Source organism: Ilumatobacter sp., from assembly GCF_046290335.1.
Taxonomy (GTDB): Bacteria; Actinomycetota; Acidimicrobiia; order Acidimicrobiales; family Ilumatobacteraceae; genus Ilumatobacter_A.
This window is the reverse complement of record NZ_JBKAGH010000001.1, coordinates 1,291,728-1,310,073: the sequence shown is the minus strand read 5'-3', so window position 1 is coordinate 1,310,073 and position 18,346 is coordinate 1,291,728. Positions and strand designations below refer to the sequence as shown.

14 protein-coding genes are annotated in these 18,346 nt (G+C 67.6%); 10 read left to right on the top strand and 4 right to left on the bottom strand.

What is annotated here, in order from left to right:
* Both ACE37B_RS05870 and ACE37B_RS05865 read left to right on the top strand, forming a co-directional pair.
* Positions 1–408, top strand: a complete 408-nt coding sequence (locus tag ACE37B_RS05870) for a hypothetical protein (RefSeq protein WP_409922342.1) — start codon at positions 1–3, stop codon at positions 406–408.
* 306 nt (positions 409–714) lie between these two features.
* Positions 715–1,518, top strand: coding sequence for a hypothetical protein (locus ACE37B_RS05865; protein WP_409922341.1), 804 nt, complete (start codon positions 715–717; stop codon positions 1,516–1,518).
* A 390-nt stretch (positions 1,519–1,908) separates the two neighbouring features.
* Here ACE37B_RS05865 and ACE37B_RS05860 read toward each other — a convergent pair whose 3' ends face one another.
* Positions 1,909–3,162: a peptidoglycan DD-metalloendopeptidase family protein gene (locus tag ACE37B_RS05860; protein WP_409922340.1), complete on the bottom strand. Its 1,254-nt coding sequence runs from the start codon at positions 3,160–3,162 to the stop codon at positions 1,909–1,911.
* A gap of 461 nt (positions 3,163–3,623) precedes the next feature.
* Between ACE37B_RS05860 and ACE37B_RS05855 the strand changes: the two genes are divergently transcribed.
* From ACE37B_RS05855 to ACE37B_RS05840, 4 genes are all read left to right on the top strand, one after another.
* Positions 3,624–5,240, top strand: coding sequence for a copper resistance CopC/CopD family protein (locus tag ACE37B_RS05855; RefSeq protein WP_409922339.1), 1,617 nt, complete (start codon positions 3,624–3,626; stop codon positions 5,238–5,240).
* A gap of 76 nt (positions 5,241–5,316) precedes the next feature.
* A complete protein-coding gene (locus ACE37B_RS05850) occupies positions 5,317–6,267 on the top strand; it encodes an alpha/beta fold hydrolase (RefSeq protein WP_409922338.1) in 951 nt (316 codons plus the stop codon).
* A 264-nt stretch (positions 6,268–6,531) separates the two neighbouring features.
* Entirely contained in the window at positions 6,532–7,986 is a 1,455-nt protein-coding gene (locus ACE37B_RS05845) for a class I adenylate-forming enzyme family protein (RefSeq protein ID WP_409922337.1), read from the top strand.
* A complete protein-coding gene (locus ACE37B_RS05840) occupies positions 7,986–8,912 on the top strand; it encodes a lysophospholipid acyltransferase family protein (protein WP_409922336.1) in 927 nt (308 codons plus the stop codon). Before ACE37B_RS05845 ends, ACE37B_RS05840 begins: the two co-directional genes overlap by 1 nt.
* Positions 8,913–8,936: 24 nt before the next feature.
* Here the strand turns inward: ACE37B_RS05840 and ACE37B_RS05835 are convergent, their stop codons facing one another.
* Positions 8,937–11,522, bottom strand: a complete 2,586-nt coding sequence (locus ACE37B_RS05835; protein ID WP_409922335.1) for a DEAD/DEAH box helicase — start codon at positions 11,520–11,522, stop codon at positions 8,937–8,939.
* Between the two features lie 102 nt (positions 11,523–11,624).
* Here ACE37B_RS05835 and ACE37B_RS05830 point away from each other — a divergent pair, with 102 nt between their 5' ends.
* A complete protein-coding gene (locus ACE37B_RS05830; protein ID WP_409922334.1) occupies positions 11,625–12,170 on the top strand; it encodes a VOC family protein in 546 nt (181 codons plus the stop codon).
* On the opposite strand, the gene ACE37B_RS05825 is transcribed toward ACE37B_RS05830, so the two are convergent.
* Entirely contained in the window at positions 12,167–13,786 is a 1,620-nt protein-coding gene (locus ACE37B_RS05825) for a hypothetical protein (protein ID WP_409922333.1), read from the bottom strand. The two genes, ACE37B_RS05830 and ACE37B_RS05825, sit on opposite strands and share 4 nt — an antisense overlap.
* Before the next feature lie 57 nt (positions 13,787–13,843).
* On the opposite strand from ACE37B_RS05825, the gene ACE37B_RS05820 reads away from it, so the two are divergent.
* Positions 13,844–15,043 carry a CapA family protein gene (locus tag ACE37B_RS05820; RefSeq protein ID WP_409922332.1) on the top strand — a complete coding sequence of 400 codons (1,200 nt, stop codon included), beginning with the start codon at positions 13,844–13,846 and terminating at the stop codon, positions 15,041–15,043.
* Between the two features lie 23 nt (positions 15,044–15,066).
* Here ACE37B_RS05820 and ACE37B_RS05815 read toward each other — a convergent pair whose 3' ends face one another.
* The gene (locus tag ACE37B_RS05815; RefSeq protein ID WP_409922331.1) at positions 15,067–15,855 is read right to left on the bottom strand and encodes an arylamine N-acetyltransferase family protein; all 789 of its coding nucleotides are present in this window, start codon (positions 15,853–15,855) and stop codon (positions 15,067–15,069) included.
* A 54-nt stretch (positions 15,856–15,909) separates the two neighbouring features.
* Between ACE37B_RS05815 and ACE37B_RS05810 the strand changes: the two genes are divergently transcribed.
* Together ACE37B_RS05810 and ACE37B_RS05805 are read left to right on the top strand one after the other, a co-directional pair.
* On the top strand, positions 15,910–16,800 hold the full coding sequence (locus ACE37B_RS05810) for an LLM class flavin-dependent oxidoreductase (protein ID WP_409922330.1): 891 nt from the start codon (positions 15,910–15,912) through the stop codon (positions 16,798–16,800).
* A 41-nt stretch (positions 16,801–16,841) separates the two neighbouring features.
* Positions 16,842–17,450: a hypothetical protein gene (locus ACE37B_RS05805; RefSeq protein ID WP_409922329.1), complete on the top strand. Its 609-nt coding sequence runs from the start codon at positions 16,842–16,844 to the stop codon at positions 17,448–17,450.
* Positions 17,451–18,346 lie beyond the last annotated feature (896 nt).

The window sequence follows — 18,346 nt, the reverse complement described above, 5'->3', positions numbered from 1 at the left end:
GTGAAGCCGCTCGCCATCTGGCTCGTTGCGGTCGTCGTCGTCTTCGGCGCCTTCGCCGTCGTTGCGACGCTGGTGCAAGAGACGTCGCGTGTGTTCGTCTTCGTCGATTCGTCGAATCCGATGCAGGCCGTGTGGCGTGACGTGCCACGCGAACTCGATCGACTCGACAACGCGGAACGCAGCGAGTTCGCGCTCGCACACGGCCAGAGCCGCAGCGTCGACCTCGTCCACTCGTGGCAGTCGACGCTGCAGTTGACCGGGGTGGAACCGTTTGCTCCGTGCTCGTTCGACGAGATCGGCGACTTCCCCGAGGCCGCCGACGCCGACGAAGCGATCCTCGTGACGACCGTCGGGTCGTGCGACACGAGTGCACTCGTCGACTGGACCATCGTCGTCCTCGAGCCCTGACTCGCTCACCCGAGAGTTCTGTCGTGTCGGCAGAGTGGCTCGTGCTTCGACGCGTGGGGGATCAACGCGAACGTGAACAGTGCGGACCTAGGAGCTGGAGGTTCGGACATCTCGCTGGGGGCCAAGCATGCGGATCCATCGTTCTGGGAGATGGTGAATCCACTTGATGTGGGCGTCTCTGTCATCGTCGGTACTGAGCGTTTGCCGTTGCTTGACGAGTCGATTGGTTTGGGGTGCGAATACGGGCCCACCGTGCACACCGGGATGAGCGTCAGCGTCGAGAACTATCCGACAGTCCCGAGATGAGTGAATCGCCTTGGGTTTCCGTTTGGAACCGGGTCGATCGGGGAGTCTCAGCAGTTTGCGAGCGAGTTCGGCTTTGGTTTTGGTGAGAGCGATGCGCTGGCCGAGATCAGCCAGCGTCTGGCTGTGTTCACCGTGTTGTCCGGCAATCTCGAACTTGGCGCGGGATTCGTTGACGACGGTGGCCGAATGACGCTCGGGACGGGCGAGGACTATGAGCGTTCGGTGGAGGAGGTGTCGAAGTGGCGTCCATACGGACAGCCGGTGCGGGCCGGCGTCCGAGACGGCCTTCTCGCACTCAGCGGATCGTCCTTGGCCGTTGATTCATGGAACGCGGGCGACTTTGAGCGGTTGGGTGACGACGAGCGATTCTCAGCTGTTGGAGCCGCGTTGGACTCGGTCGACACCGTGAGCGCCCGCATCCTGCTTGACGACTTCTCGATCTCGAATCCGTTGTGGCCAAGGCTCCAAGAAGTGCGCCCGGAAGTGGACTATCCCATCACGGAATCTTTCGATGCCATCGCTGTTGGGACCGCGGCGCCAGGCGGCGAACCTGTTTCGGTCGTGGCGTATGTCTTCAAAGAGTCCGCCGCTGCCGACACCATGGCACCAGTCGTCCGCGATCTCTGGCGGAACGGCGCGACTGCGAACGGCGATCCGTATCGCACGATGTACGACGATGTGAACGTCGAGACCATTGGACCAGTCGTGCTGTTGTCCGCGACACCGATCAACGGAGCGAGCACACTTGATCCGCTTGCGCTGGTGTACCGAACAGAGAACGTTGCGATCCACTCCGGTTCCTGACTGCGGGGTCCCCTTGATGCTCTCGGGACGGGTCGGGTTGCCCCTCGCTTCGAGCATCAACGCTCGACTCGACCTCACGGTTGGTTCTCGTGTGCGTCGATGACCTCGTTGGGTTGACGATGCAGTCCTATCCTGATCGAAGTGCTGGTCTGGACGGCGGGGCATGTCGACACAGGCGAGATGCGCTCTGCGCACGTAGAAGCCGACGTGGCCTCGTTTGCCTCAACAACCGCCACGACGACCCAGCGGTTGGGGTGTTCACGTCCGTCGAACCGGGGCACCCTCAGCACCAGCGTTCGCTGTGAGCGGCGGGATCGGCGTTGCAGCTCAGGTGGCCAAGGATGTGGAGGGCGAGCCCGACGTGCAGATCGCGGCAGCTCGCGAGGCCGGTCAGCAGACGGCGCGGACGTAGGGATACGGGTTGACGGCGCGGCCGCCGCCAGGGTGCACCTCGAAGTGGAGGTGCGGGGTGCCGGCGTTGCCGGTCGAGCCGTTGTAGCCGATGACTTCGCCTTGCGACACGCTGCGGGACGAGCCCTCGTAGCTGCTGAGGTGCGCGTAGTAGTACTTCGTGCCGCTGTTGCCGGTGAGCCACACCGCATTGCCGCCCAGGCGGTTCTGGGAGAACCGGACCGACCCGGATTCGACAGCGATGATCGGCGTGCCGGTCGGCGAGATCATGTCGACGCCCTGGTGGCTGCGGCCACCGGAGCGTGCTGCGCCCCAGGTGTCGGCGAACGCGTACGACCCCCGCATCGGGCAGACCATGTTGCTCCCGCGATTGGGCGGTGGAGGTGGGGGAGCGGCGCCCCCACCTGAGCCGGACGACCCCGACGAGCTCGATCCGGACGAGTTGGACCCGGACGATCCCGAGCCGGACGAGTTGGAGCCGGACGAGTTCGAGCCGCCGCCTGACGAACTCGCGGCGGCATTCGCCGCGGCCTGGCGTTCGGCCGCTTGTCGAGCCGCTTCGGCTTCGGCAGCTTCTCGGGCTTCGCGTTCTCGCCGCTGACGCTGGAGTTCGTGCTCGACGGCTTCGTCGATCAGTCGCTGTTCTTCGATCTCGGTGAGCTCGACGATGCGTTGTCCGGCAGCGGATTCGAGCGCGGCGTAGTTCTCGCGCGCCGCCTGAGCGTTCGCCTGCTGGGTCCCGAGCAGCTCGCGAGCGGCATCGGTTTCCTTGATCGCGAGATCGAGATCGTCGAGATCGACCAGCACGGTCTCGGTCGACGCCGACGCCAGCATCTGCACCAGGAGTTGATCGTTCGCGTCGGAGATGTCGATCATCAGTGCGAAGTCCTCGGCGCCGGCACCGACGAAACGCCGAACCGCCTGTGCTTCGAGCGACGACTGCATCTCGCCGAGCCGAGCTTCCTTCGCAGCGAGGTCGCGCTCGGTGTCGGCGATCTCGAGCGACAGCGCGTCGATCTCGGCCTCGGCGTCGAAGAGCGCCTGCGCAGCGGCGTTGGCTGCGTCACGCGCGGCCTGGATCTCGCGCGCTGCTTGTGCGGCGGCTTCGTCCCCGTGATCCGCGCCGGCAGGAGCGCTGCCGAACGCCAGAGCGACGACGAGTACGACCCCGCCCCACACGATGCCGACCCGCCTGCCCGGGCGCGCACCGTCCTGACGCATCGTCGTGAGCATGAGCGATGACGCTACCGCGCCGCGAGTCGTCGTTGGTGTCGCTTCATGACGAAATGATGTCGAGCCCGCTGCCGAAGTGTCGCGTCGACACGCCGAACACGACAGGATCACGACAGGATCACGACCGGATCACGACCGGATCACGACTGGATCACGGTCTGACCACGCCCAAACCACGGCCAGACCACGGCCAGATCACGGCAGGATCGCGTCCAGGTCGCTGCCAGATCGCGACCAGGAAGTGCCCGCGCCCGCTGGGAGAGCGGCCCCGTCACACGACTGTTACGAAATCGTGAAAGTCTCACCTGTGGCTTCGCTGTTAGTGTCGTCGGTCGATGATCCGTGCCGCCGCTGCCACCGCATCGCGAGCGACGCGCCGAGCTCGACGCGCCAGCGCATCGCCGTCGCGACGTGCACGGTCGTCGCAGTGCGTGACGGCATGCGGTCGGTTCGTCGGTTTCATGTTGCTCGTTGCCGCAGGGATCCAGGCGGCGGCGCCGAGCGTCGCGCACGCTCACACCGACCTGGAATCCTCGTCCCCCGCTGCGGGCGAGATCGTCGCCGAACCGGTGGATGCCGTCGTCCTCACCTTCACCGCCGCCGCAGAACCGATCGGGGAGGAGTTCGTGGCACGCGATGCGGCGGGCGTCGTCCGAGCGCCCGTCGAGGTCGAAGTCACCGACCAGCGTGTGTTCACGCTGCGGTTCGACCCGCCCCTTGCCGGGGGCCAGATCGGCATCCGCTGGGAGATCGCCGCGACCGACTCCCACTCGCTGACCGGCGCCTTCGCGTTCGAGGTGACCGCAGCACTGCCGATCGCCGGGACTGTGGCCGATCCGACCGCTGCGGCGGATGCCGACAGTGCCGATACCGATGCCGATGCCGATGCCGATGCCGCTACCGATGCCGCTACCGATGCCGATGCCGATGCCGATGCCGATGCCGCTACCGCTACCGCTACCGATGCCGATACCGATGCCGATACCGATGCCGCTACCGATACGGAAGCCGGCGCGGTGACGCCTTCGCCGTCGGGCCCCGATGGCGGCGCAGCTGCGAGCGGATCGGCGCCGACGCTCGACGAGTTCTTGTCGGTCGCACCATCGCGTCCGGGAGAGACGACGGCACTGATCGGCCGCCTGCTCACGCTGAGCACCGCCATCCTGGCGATCGGGGCACTCGCGTTCGCCGCGGTCGCGTTCCGAGGCTCGGCCGGTGACCTGCGGTTCGTGCTCCAACTCAGCCGGGTATCGGCCCTCGTGCTCGTCGTCGGTGCGGTGGTCGAGTACGTCGGAGTCGTTCGTCTGCTCGATCTCTCCGCGTTCGGCGGTGTCGGCCGTGGTGCCGGAGCGGCCGCCGTGCTGCGCGCCGTCGGTGGCGCTGCACTCGTGGTCGGTGTCAGCCGAGTGCTCGCCGGTGGCGTGATCGAACGCCCCCGAGCGTTGTCGTCTGCCGTCATCGAGCGCGGTGGCGACCTGGACGGGCCTCGCAGCACATCGCACGGCGCATTGCGATCGGGGTCGGCGCGCTGGCGCATCGACGGTCGCTCCGTTCCGGTTGGCGTCGCCCTGGCTGCGATCGTCGCATCCTTCTGGTTCGACGGACACACCGCCTCGAAGGGCAACCGACTCGTGCATGGGCTCGTCGACAGCGTGCACGTCGTGGCGGGTGCGGTATGGGCAGGCGGCGTGGTGACGATGGCGGCGCTGTTCTGGGTCCGTCGCCGCCACGGTCGACCCGTCGCCTCGGCGGCCACCTTCGTCCGTTTCTCCGGGTTGGCGACGATCTCGCTCGCTGCGGTCGTCGGCGCCGGTCTGGCCATGGCCCTGATCGTGCTCGATTCGCCGGGGGATCTCACGTCGACCGAGTGGGGACAGACGCTGCTGCTGAAGACCGCAGCGGTGGCGATCACCGCGGTCGTGGGTGGGTTCAATCATTTCGTCCTCGTGCCGGCGATCGAGCGTGATCCCGCGCATCCGCGGACCCTGGAACGCATTCGTACGACCCTCGCCGTCGAGGCGATCCTGTTGACCTTCGTCGTGCTGGTGACCGCATGGCTGGTCGCGGCCGCGACGTGACCTACCTTCGTGAACGACCGGATCACGCTCGCGGAGATCTTGATCGAGCGGATCGGGAGCGGACGTGATGCGGCTGGTGTTGACGTTGCTGGTGCTCGTGCTGGCCACCGCGATCGTCTCGCTCGTCACCTGGGAGATCGTGCACCGACGGTCGCGCATCGTGCGGTTGTGGAACCCGTCGTCATTTCCGGGTCGCTTCGGCGGTGGCCTCGGGGTGTTGGAGGGCGGGGTGGTGTCGGATCTTCTCGGAGACCGCGACCCCGAGGCGATCGTCCTGTTGCACGGACTCGGCTCTACGGCCGACTACTTCGGTGACGTCTACGAAGGGCTGGCGAACACGCATCGGCTGGTGATGCCGGACCTGCTTGGCTTCGGGCGATCGCTCGACGAGCAGCGAGTCGACTTCGGCATCGACGCGCACGTGCATGCGCTCGAGGGTGCGCTCGCTGCCCTCGGGCTCGGCGAGCGGAGGTTGCTCTTCGCGGCGCACTCGATGGGGGCGTCATTGGCATTGGCGTTCGCGAAGCGCCATCCGGATCGCGTGGTCGGCGTCGTGCTGTGGTCGCCACCGGTGTATCCACCGACGTCGTCGTCCGAGGCGATCGAGCGGCTGGGTGAGGAGGTCGGCGGCCTGTCGCGAGTACTGCTCGCCGACAACGAGTGGGCGCAGCGGCTGTGTCGATGGAACTGCGACCACCGTCGCGCCAGCGGGTGGGTGATGGCGGCGCTCGCCCCGACGTGGCCGATCGACGTGAGCCGTCGTGCAGCGCTCCACACCTGGGACGCCTTCATGGGCTCGCTCGGGTCGCTCGTCCTCGATGCGGACTGGGCCGACCTCTTCGACCTCGATGCGCCGGTCACGGTCGTCCGCGGCGCGGACGACACCATCGGAGATCGCGCGTACCTGGCGTCGGTGGCGCCGCGCGCATCGATCGTCGACGTCGAGGGGGCCGATCACCACGTCGCGTTGACGCACCCGCATCTGCTGTTCGACCTGCTCGATCGCCCACACGATGGGCGCGGTTGACCGCACGATGGGCGCGGTTGACCGCACGGTGGGCGCGGTCGACTGCACGGTGGGGGCGGTCGACCGCGTCCGACCGTCGTCGCCGAGTCGGCTGTTCGCGCCCCGACGACGAGTGGTGTCGGGGCCGCCACGGCACTGCCCGGAGAACCGTCGGCCGCCTTGCGGGCGGGTCGGAACGCGACGGGACGCCTCGGTCTGGCAGGTCCTGCGTGGCATACTGGGGTTCCGCCGACGACGACTCGGTGAGCGGACGAGGGGAACCGAATGAATCTGGCGAACGTGGTCGTAGGCCATGACGGGGAGCAAGTGGCGTTGATCGACGGCGACGAGGTCGTCACCTTCGGCGATCTCCGTGCACGGGCTGCGGCGCTGCAACTCCAACTGCGTGAACTCGGCGTGGGTCCCGACGACGCGGTCGGGCTCGCCGCGGGCAACGAGACACACTTCGCCGTCGCCACCTTCGCCGTGCTCGGCCTCGGCGGCATCGTCATGCCGCTCAATCCGTCGAGCCGACTCCCCGAGATGCAGGAGAAGATCGAATCCGGTAAGCCCGTGGCGCTGCTCGTCGGCGACGTCGGAGGCGACGTGCTGTCGTACGCTGACGATCTGTCCGTTCCCACCCTCGGGCTCAGCGAGTTGGCATCGGGAGCGTCGACGGCGTCGGCCGATGACGGGTCCTTCGTCGTCGTCGATCGCGATGATGACGACCGGGCGTTCTTCATGGCGACGAGCGGCGTGTCCGGCTCGCCGAAGGTAGCGGTGCTCAGCCATCGCAACCTCTCGTGGGTGCAAGAAGCGCTGAACACCGGACCCGAGGCGCTCACCGATGACGACGTCGTGCTCGGCGTGCTGCCGTTCGCGCACATCTTCGGACTCAACGTGATCCTGCTGGCGTCGCTTCGCATCGGCGCTCGGATCGTGCTGCAGCGGCGTTTCGACGCCGACGAGAGCGTGGATCTCGTCCGCGATCACGGCGTCACCATCCTCGCCGGTGCGCCGCCGATGTGGTCGCGCTGGGCCGCGATCGACGCCCCGGACGACTCGCTGGCATCGGTGCGCTACGGAGCGTCGGGTGCGGCCGCCCTTCCGCTCGGCGTGTTCGAAGCGGTCCGTGATCGCTTCGGGATCGAAGTCGCACAGGGCTACGGGTTGACCGAGACGTCTCCGGTCGTCACCCACGGACGCGGGTTCCCGGTGCGGCCGTCGTCGGTCGGCAAGGTGATGGACGGCGTCACGGTCGCGCTGGTCGACGCGTCGGGTGCGCCGGTCGACGTCGGTGACGAAGGCGAGGTCGTGGTGCGCAGCCCGGGCGTCTTCCAGGGCTACCTCGACGACGTTGCGACCACCGAGTCGGTCCTGACGGCCGACGGCTGGCTGTGGACCGGCGACGTCGGGATCTTCGACGACGACGGCTACTTGTACCTCGTCGACCGGATCAAGGACGTCGTGATCGTCTCGGGGTTCAACGTGTATCCCGCCGAGGTCGAGAACGTGCTGATGCGTCACCCGGACGTGACCGGAGCGATCGTGACCGGTGCGGCGTGCGAGGAGACCGGCGAGAAGGTGGTCGCTCACGTGACCGGGACCTCCGACCGTGCAGGCCTCGAGGCGTTCGTCGCCAGCCAGCTCACTCGGTACAAGCGACCGACCGAGTACTACTTCCTCGACGAGTTGCCGATCGCGGCGACGGGTAAAGCGATTCGACGGGCGTTGCGCTGATGGGGCGAGCACCCGACTTCGACTTCGAGCCGGCGCCGGCCCTCCCGGGCGCGGACCGGCTCAGCAAGTACGGGTTCGGGGCCGTTCGCAATCTGGCGCATCGTCTGTGGGAGTTCTCCGTCGAAGGTCGTGAGCATGTCCCGACCGACGGTCCGGCGATCATCACGCCCAATCACCTGTCGTTCTGCGATTCGATCTTCGTCCCGGCCGCGCTGCCGCGCCGGGTGTGGGCGATCGGCAAGGGCGAGTACATGGACGACTGGAAGACGAAGCATCTGTTCCCGGCGATGGGGATGATCCCGGTCGATCGGTCGGGCGGCGACGCGGCGCAGGCGGCGCTCGACACGGCGGCGAAGGTCCTCGAGCTCGGTCATCTGTTCATGATCTACCCCGAGGGGACCCGGTCTCGGAGCGGCAACCTCCACAAGGGTCGTACGGGCGCTGCGCGGCTCGCGATCCGGTGCAACGCGCCGATCATCCCGGTCGGCCACGAGGGCACTCTCGAGATCCAGCCGCCCGACTCGGTCGCGATGAAGATCCGTCGGCCGATCACGGTTCGATTCGGCGAACCGATGTGGGCGCACGAGTACGGCGATGCCGACGATCCTCGCACGCTGCGCCGATTCACCGATGCTGTGATGTTCGAGATCGCGCATCTCAGTGGTCAGCAGTACGTCGACGTCTACGCCGGCAAGGAACTCGACACGTCGGCGCCAGCGACCGAGGTCCACGCGGAGCCCGAGGGCGAGCAGCAGCGCGTCTCGCCGCGTCGCCCGAGCGTGGTCGGCGGCGACCCCTCGAAGGTGCCCACCCCTCCGTCACGCCCGGGCAGCGCCAACGGAAACGGCTCCGGTGCGCCCGCTTCGGTCTCGGCGATCCCACGCCCCGCCGGCCGCCTCGACCCCGCCGCATCGACCTCGACCTGACCGACCCCCGACGTCAATCTGGTGTCAGGTGGGGCGGTGGATGGCGACGAGGCGCAGGACGGCGCGGGCGGATTCGATGGACGCGTCGACGTCGACGACCGCGTCGATGCGCCATTCGTTCGAGTCGGCCGGGTCGTGGATGATCTGGGTCACCGACCAGTCGTGGCGGTCGAGCACGAAGCGTTGCGGACTGCGAGCGCCGGCGCCGAGCAGGATCTCGTCGTGCTCCGCCCAGTAGTCGTCCATCGCTGCCACGACGTCGTCGACCGACGACCAGCGTTCGGGATCGACCGGTTGCTCGATGAGCGCAGCGAGATCGGCGCGGCTCGATCTGCGAGCGAGGCGTTGCAGCCAGTCGAAGACCTGGTTGCGGACCATGACGCGAAACGCTCGGTGATCGTCGACGATCGTGATCTCGCGAGTGGAGCGGATCGGCGCGTCGACGCCGTCCCCGTCGACGAGGGGGTTGACGAGTCGTTCCCACTCGTCGATCAAGCTCGAGTCGACCTGGCGCACGAGCGCACCGAGCCATGCGGTCAGGTCGTCGATCTCGTCGGTGCGAAGGTCGTCGGGGATGTTCTGGCGCAGGCCCTTGTAGACGTCGGAGAGGTAGCGCAGCAGCACGCCTTCTGACCGCTTGAGTCCGTAGTGGTGCACGTACTCACCGAAGGTCATCGAACGCTCGAACAGTTCGCGGGCGACCGACTTCGGCTTCACCGTGTCGCCCCCGACCCACGGGTGCCGAGTCCGGAACCGGTTGAAGCTCTCGTACAACCACTCCTTGTTCGGCTTCGGTGCGTCGGCCTCGTCGAGGCGCGCCATCCGCTCCTCGTACTCGACCCCCGACGCCTTCATCTCGCTCATGAGCTCGGACTTGGCGGCGTTGACCTGTGCGGCGACCACGACCCCCGGGTTCTCCTGGACGGCCTCGATGATCGTCAACGCGTCGAGTGCGTGGACCTCGTCGTCGCCGGGTTCGGTCGGCGCATCGAGTTGCCCCAATGCTTCGAGGGCCCACAGCGACAGCGGCTGATGCAGGGCGAAGTCGTCCTGGAGGTCGAAGTTGACGCGGACTCGGCGACCGAGGTCGTCGGGTTCGTCGAGGAACTCGAGGATGTCGGCGTCGACGAGCGAGCGGTAGATCGAGATGGCGCGACGGATGTGACCGCGCTGGCGCTTGCGGGTCTCGTGGTTGTCGACGAGGAGCCGGCGCACCGCGCCGCAGCCGTCGATCGCGTCGGAGCCACCGCCCGGACGAGCGACCTCCATCACCGGTCGATCGAGCAGACTCATCACCATCTGATGGTTGACCTGGAAGTGCGAGCGCAGCGGCTCGGGCTCGCCGTTGACGAGCTTGTCGAACACGTTCTGGTCCCAGTGCGCATAGTTGCGGTCGGGCGCCTTCTTCTTGACCTTCTGCTTCTTGCCGCCGTCCGCGGCCTTCTGATCGGCCCGCAGGTTCTCGACGACGTGCTCGGGCGCCTGCACCCACACGTCGCCGCGGTCGTCGAACCCCTTGCGGCCGGCTCGCCCGGCGATCTGGGCGAAGTCGCGGTTCGACAGGATGCGCACCGACGTGCCGTCGTACTTGCAGAGCTGGGTGAACAGCACGGAACGGATCGGCACGTTGACCCCGACGCCGAGTGTGTCGGTTCCGCAGATGATCTTCAGCAGGCCGTCTTGCGCGAGCTTCTCGACGAGCAGCCGATACTTGGGCAGTAGCCCCGCGTGGTGAACACCGACGCCGGCGGTGAGGAATCGCTTGAGGTCCTTGCCGATCGGGGTGTCGAATCGGAAGCCGCCGATCGCCTCGCGCACCCGCACCTTCTCGTCCTTCGACAACGGGTCGAGCGCCAGGTAGCCCTGCGCTGCATCGGTGGCGTCTTTCTGGGTGAAGTGGACGATGTAGACCGGCGCTCGTCCCGATTCGAGGAGTTGCTCGACCGATGCGTGCAGCGTCGACGTGCGGTACTCGAAGTGCAACGGCACGGGGCGTGCGGCGGTCTTGACGACCGACGTGTCGCTGCCCGTCCGATCGGTCAGGTCGCGTTGGAAGAAGGCGACGTTGCCGAGCGTGGCCGACATCAGCACGAACTGCACGTGCGGCAGCGTGAGCAACGGCACCTGCCACGCCCAGCCTCGCTGCGGATCGCCGTAGTAGTGGAACTCGTCGACGATGGCGACGTCGACGTCGGTCTCGGCTCCGTCGCGCAGCGCCCAGTTCGCGAGGATCTCGGCGGTGCAGCAGATGATCGGTGCATCGGGATTGACCGAGGCGTCACCGGTGATCATCCCGACGCGCTCGGAGCCGAACTCGCGACACAGCGCGAAGAACTTCTCGCTGACCAGCGCCTTGATCGGTGCGGTGTAGACGCTGCGTCGACCGGTGGCGAGCGACGCGAAGTGCGCGGCCGTGGCGACGAGCGACTTGCCCGAGCCGGTCGGGGTGTTGACGATGACGTGGTTGCCGACGAGGAACTCGAAGATCGCCTCCTCCTGCGCCGGGTAGAGCTCGATGCCCATCTCGTCGGCATAGGTCATGAACGAGGTGAGCAGTGCGTCGTCGTCCGCGTTCGGCGGGAGATGTCGAATCAGCGCCGGCTCGCTCACGCTTCGACCGTACCGCCCCGACGGGCGACCCGTGTCGCTCGCCCGTGTCGCTCGCCCCCGGCTCGTACTCGGGCCGACGCCGGATCCGTCTACTGTCGCGGCATGAGCAAGATCGAGTTCACCGGGATCAATCACCTCGCGCTCGTGTCGAGCGACATGGCGCGCACCGTCGACTTCTATCAGGGCGTGCTGGGCATGCCGCTCATCAAGACGATCGAGCTGGGTGGCGGTGCGGGCCAGCACTTCTTCTTCGACGTCGGCAACGGCGACTCGCTCGCGTTCTTCTGGTTCCCCGACGCGCCGACGGCGGTGCCGGGCGTGTCGGCTCCGGCGCATCGTCCGGATCAGGGCCCGATCACCAGCGCGCACGGCTCGATGAACCACGTCGCGTTCGGGGTGTCGGCCGATCGGATCGATCACTACGTCGAGGTGCTGCGCGCTGCGGGTGTCGACTGCACCGAGGTCGCCAACCACGACAACAGCGAGTGGGGCATCTCGCGCGAGGTGACCGACGACGTGTACGTCCGTTCGATCTACTTCACCGACCCGGATGGCATCTCGCTCGAACTCGCCGCGTGGACCCAGCCGCTGGGCCCCGACGACGTGTCACATCCGCCGCGTGACGCCTCGGGCGCCGTCGTCGCCTAACGAACGGGACGCGTCGTCAACGACGCGAAGCACATCTCGTCGTCGGTCCCGTCCGCCCACAACACGTACGCGGGCTCCAGCGCCGGGTCGCGCAACGATCGATCCCACGAGCACTCCATCCGGATCACGTCACCGCGCTCGAGGACGATCGACTCGGCGGGCTCGTAGTTCAACTGCCAGTCGAAGTCCCAGACCGGAATGTCGAGCAGGACGACTTCGTCGGGCGTGTCCGGATGCAGGATGAGTCGGAAGCTCGATCCGAGTTCGTGCTGATGGCCGAAGATCGAGTGGATCTCGCCGGAGGTGCCGATCGTCTGGTCGCACGACGCGTTGGCCACACCCTCGGTGAAGCCGGCGAAATCGTCGGCGCTCTGGCCACAGATCGCGAGGATGAAGTCGGCGAACGCACCCGGGGGCCCGTACTTGTCGATGGCGACCTGACGTGCGGCCTCGCGGTCGCACAGCGGCCCCGTCTCGTCGGCGGAGCACGGGATCTCGGCGGGCGCGAGGAGGACCTGGACGTCGACCGGGTCGAGCCCCTCGGCCTCGTCGATCGGCACCCAGTCGAGGTCGAGGCGGGACTGGTCGGCCGGGGCTTCGACGTCGTAGTGATAGTGGGTCTGCACGACGAAGAAGTCGCCGTCGTCGAGGAGCAGCCCGGCACCGTCGTCGTAGCGCGTCGCCGACTGCCCGGGCGCCCACGCGTAGATCAGTCGGGCGGTCGGTCCGGGGCTGAACCCGAAGCATTCCCAGCCGCCCTGCCCGTCGACGCCGTCGAGGCCGTCGACGAGTTCTCGATCGGCGGCCTCGAGCACGAACCCGACGGCGTGGTGCACGACCTGCTCCTGTTCCGGAACGAAGTCCATCCCCGTCACGAACCCCGAGGAGTCGAATGCCGGGTCGTACACCATGCAGCGGTACGTGTCGGGCTGGCCGAGTTCGCCGTCGTAGGAGCCCCGCGACCGCACGGAGATGTCGGGATCGTCGAGTCGGGCACTCGCACCGGGGAGCGGCGCGATGACGTGATCGGTGGGAACGTCGAGCGGCGCCCCTGCCTCGTGCCACGCGCTGAGCAGCGCGATCTCGTCGTCGGACAGGCTCCAGTCGTGATCGAAGTCGACGCTGTCGTCACCAGCCGGCCACGGCGGCATGAAGTGGCTCTGGACGACGAAGTCGATCCCGAGCGACGAGCGGGCAACGATGCCGGCCGTGTCGAGGCGGACGTGCTGGGTTCCGGGACCGTTGCCGGTGTGGCAGTTGGCGCAGGTGCTCGTGATGATCGGTTCGATGTCGGCGGCGAACGAGATCGGCGCGGGATCTGCCTCGCCCGGCGTTGCTTCGCTCGGCGCTGCTTCGCTCGGCGCTGGATCGTCGACCGCGCCGGTGTCGACAGGCCGCGTGTCGTCGGTCGCCGTCGGCTCCGTCGTGACGTTCGAGTCGGCAGCGGCTGTCGTCGCGGGTGGTGAGGAGGCCGAGTCGTCGTCGCTCGCCAGCGAACACGCAGCAAGCAAGGAGGCAGGCAGCACACACAGTGCGAGTCCGAGCCACCACGTCACGCGTGGTCGGCGTTCGGTCGCTGGTTCGGCGTCGGCGGCCGTGGTGCTCGGGTCGTTCATGAGGTGCTCCGCAGCCGAAGTCTGGCGCACGGCGACGTGGAACGCGCGGTCGGTCCGGTGATCTACGCTCCCGCCATCGAACGTCGGCTGATCCTCTCCTTGCTCGTCGCCTTCGCCGTCATGGCGTCGGGTGCGGTCGCCGCTGCCGACCCGACCACCCTCGTCGGCGCCGCACTGAGCGCCGACACGCCCGGCGAGGTCACCGACCGGGCGACGCGCGTTTCGCCGCCCCTGCGATCGCTTACCGTGCTGGCGGGCGGCGACGTCCTCACCGAGGCGCGCGTGCGCGCCCCGGCGGCCGCGTACGGAGCGGCGTCGGGCCAACGGTTCGATTTCCGTCCGATGTTCGCAGAGCTCCGTGACGTGCTCGAAGCGGTCGACCTGTCGATCTGCAACATGGAGATCCCAGTCGGCCGCCCCGGGGAGGCGGCGGGATTCGTCGGGCGTTCGCCGTTCGGTGGCAACCTGCTACGTGCCCCGCACGAGGTCGCCCAGGGGCTGGCCGATGTCGGCTTCGACCGCTGCTCGACGGCGTCGAACCACAGCTTCGACGTCGGCGTGACCGGGCTGGCGTCGACGATCGAGGCGCTGCAGGGCGCTGGCATCAGCACGGTCGGCACCGCTCGGCATCCCGCCGAAGCCGTCGATCAGATCTTCGAGGTCGACGGCGTCCGTGTGGCTCACCTGGCCTTCACGAACTACAGCAACACCGTCGTGCCCGCCGAAGCGTGGCGTCTCAACTACACGCGTCGGGCCGGGCCGATCGTCGCCGCGATCGCCGACGTGCGTGCCCGCGGTGCCGAGGTCGTGATGCTGAGCCTCCACGTGTCGAAGGAGTTGGAGGAACAGCCGGCGCCGACCGACCGTGCGCTCGTGACGGAGATCGCTGCACTGGCCGACGTCGACGCCGTGTTCGTGCACGGTCCTCACGTCGTGCAGCCGGTCGAGCGCGTCAACGGGGTGCCGGTCTGGTGGAGCCTGGGCAACTTCGTGTCGGAGATGGGGCCGCCGTCGGTCGGCCGCTACGCGTCGCCGCGGACGAGTGACGGGTTGCTCGCGTTCGTCGAGTTCGTGGAGGTCGCGCCGGGGGAGTTCGTCGATCGGCCCGAGTCGATCGCCATCTGCAACGACTTCTCCGACCGGACCGTGCGAGCCGCGTCGGTGTCGCTGCGACGGGCAGACCTGTCGCCACGAGTTCGCCTCGAACTGTTGGCGTGTGCCGAGCGAACCCAGCGACTCGTTCCCAACGCCAAGTGATCAGCGACGCAACGAGCGCGGTGTCAGTCGGGCCAGGGGCCGGGGCGGCGCATGGCGAACCATTCGTCGAGCAGCGCATCCCACTCGTCGCGTTCGACCGGGCGTTCCTCGACGTCACCGCTGCGCCGCAGCTTGAGCGCGTCGTGGTTCAGCCAGACCCGGTCGTCGCCGTGTCCGGTCAGGCGCGTCGCGAACGGCTTGCGGTGCCAGTTCTTGTCGGGGTCGATCTGCATCGACGTGGCGATCGCGTCGAAATCGTCGAAGTCGTGGGCGACGCGCTTGAACCGCAGGCGTGCCTCGGGAACACCGTCGACGTGCTCGGCGAGGGTGGTGCCTTGTGGACTCGCGAGCAACTCGAACGTCGCCGACCCGCCGTCGAGCGGGCCGCGCTGGTTCAGCGGTACGGGCACGGTGAACGAGTCGCCGAAGCCGACGTCGACGAGGTGCGGATCGAGGTTGCCGTCACCGCCTGACACCTCCAGGAGGAGATGTTCGATGACCGTCGTCGGACCGCCGAGCAACACCGCCGCGCCGAGGAGTCGCACGTCGTAGCCCAGCGCGTCGAGTAGGAGTCCGAATGCTCCGTTGACCTCGAAACACCAACCACCGCGTCCCGACACGATCTTGTCGAACGCCCGGCGACGATCGTGTGCCACGCCGCCGGCGAACACGATGTCGAGATTCTCGAACGGAACCCGCACGAGGTGCGCCCGTTGCAGCGCGGCCAACGCCGCGAGGTCGGTGGCCTCGGGGCGGTCGAGTCCGAGGCGATCGAGGTACCGGTCGACGTCGACGGTCCATGGAGCGCTCATGGGTCGACCGTACCGCCGGGTCGTCGGCGGCGGCTCGCCGATACCGTCGAGTGGGTGCGGTTCGACCTCGCGATCAATCCGTTCGGCGCACACGTCGCCGAGATGGTGGAACTCGCCCGTGTCGCGGACGACGCGGGAGTCGACGGGGTCTGGGTGACCGACCACTTCAGCGGAGCGGTGGTCGGTGCCGACTGGTCGAGAGATCCGTTCGTGTGCCTGGGGGCCATGGCGGCGACGACACAGCGGATCCGGCTCGGCCCGCTCGTCGCGAACATGGTCAACCGACACCCGGCACAACTGGCCTCGGCGGTCAACTCGGTGCAGTCGTTGGCGGGCGAGCGCGTGGTGCTCGGCATCGGTTCGGGGGCGGCGCCCGGCTCCCGATTCGCCGTCGAGCACGAGGCGATCGGTCGATCACTCGATGACGCGGCGAGTCGTCGACGCGAACTGCACGCGACGATCGCATCGCTGCGTGCGATCTGGCGCGGCGATGACGAGTTCGCCGGCGAGCCACCCGTCGATCACGCTGGGTCGGATCCGGCGCCGCTCGCCGACCGACGTGATCGGGTGGGCTTCAGCGGGCTGATCGGCGTGACCGATGGGGCGACGACGCCGCCGATCGTGGTCGGCGCGTCCGCGTGGCCGACGATCGACGTCGCACTCGCCGTCGCCGATGGCGTCAACGTGCGTCTCGGGGCTCGCACCGATGACCAACTGGCGGCGCTCGCCGAGCTCCGGCCGCCGAAGTTCGAGGTCAGCATCCTCGTGGCGCCCGCCGACGTCACCGCCGAGCGCGTCGCCGATCTGGGCGCTCGCGGCGTCGACCGCCTGGTGGTCGGCATGTCGGCACCGTACGACATCTCGATCGTCGAACGCCTGCGCGATCGTGTTGCCTCGACCTCGGACGAGACACGAACCGATGGCTCGAACGAGAATCGTCGCTGATGACGACACGTCCGTTGCGGCGACAACTATCCTGCCGCCTCATGCGTTCTCGCTCCAATCAGATTCTGCCCGCTCTGCTCGCTGTTGCGGCCCTTTCGTTCAGCGCCTGTGGTGGCTCCGACGACGCCGACGAGACCCCAGCAGACACGGCACCGTCGACCGAAGCGCCGGTGGAGACCGACGCACCGGTCGAGACCGAAGCGCCGGTGGAGACCGACGCACCGGTCGAGACAGAAGCCCCGGTGGAGACAGAAGCCCCGGTCGACACCGAGGCGCCGGCCGACACCGCCGCCGCGCCCGGCGGGATCGTCGACGCCTCGCTGCTCGAGTGGGAGATCGTCGCGCCCACCGAATACAGCGCTGGCCCGATCACGTTCAACGTCACCAACGGCGGCGGGTTCCCGCACGAACTCGTGGTGATCGCCGGTGAAGGCTACGAGTCGCTCCCGCGTGAAGAAGGTGGCGCGGTCATCGAGGAGGAACTCCCGACCGGTGCCCTCATCGCTCGCACCGAGCGCTTGTCGGGCGGGCAGTCGACCGAGCTGACCGTCGACCTCCCGGCAGGGAGCTACGTGCTCATCTGCAACCTCGGCGGCGGCTCGAACAGCCATGCGGGCGCCGGTCAGCGCCTCGACATCACGGTCTCCTGACGGCGCCCACGAAGGTGCGTACGGTTGCGACGTGGACCGCCGATGGGGCGAAACAGTCAGCGCTGTGTCGTCGTTCTCGCATCGGCGTGTTTGGTTGTTCCAGCACTCGGCAGTAGCAGCGGACCAGCGCAGGCAGCGACGGCTGAGGGAAACCTAGATGTCGTTACAGTTCAGCACTCGAACATGGTTCACCTCCAGGGCTGGGCCCGAAATCCGACGCGTCCGAACGACCAGGTCCTGGTTTGAGCCAACGTGCTCGGGAACACATATCACTTCCCGGCAACGAACTATCGGCGTGCAAACACGTGGCGTGCCGATGGAGGAATCGGCTGGCACGGATACGTGTTCAGGATTCCCGTATCGAACGGCCGTAACAAGACGATCTGTGTCGAGATGTGGGACACAAGTTCGTGGGTCACGATTGGTTGCCAGGGCCCCGCCAGCGGGCAGTGGCACATCGACATAAGCGGCTCGACCAGCGAAGGCCGCTGGCTCGGCAGGCTCTGGCAGCATGGCCAGGGTCAAGTCCGAAGCGTCACCTGGTACCGAACGAGCAACGCCACGAGTTTCGCAGGCTCAGATTTCGACACCGGCATCGAGAACTGGGAAGCGGGTACCCCGAATCTCACCGTCTCGAGAACGAATTCGCAGAACTCGAACAACGTCTGGACGACCGCCGCCGATCTGTCTTGGATCAACTCGACACTGCGAGGTCGAGCGAGGTACGCGGGAACCTGTGCGGGCATCACGAGTTCCTGCCCCCCACTTGTGTGGTCCGGTGCGGCGTACTCTCAGAACTACATGTGGATAAACACCGTCGGCCCAGGAATGGGCGCTGGGTCGAATCGCCGCAGAACCATCGCTCACGAGTTCGGCCACACACTCGGCATGGCTCA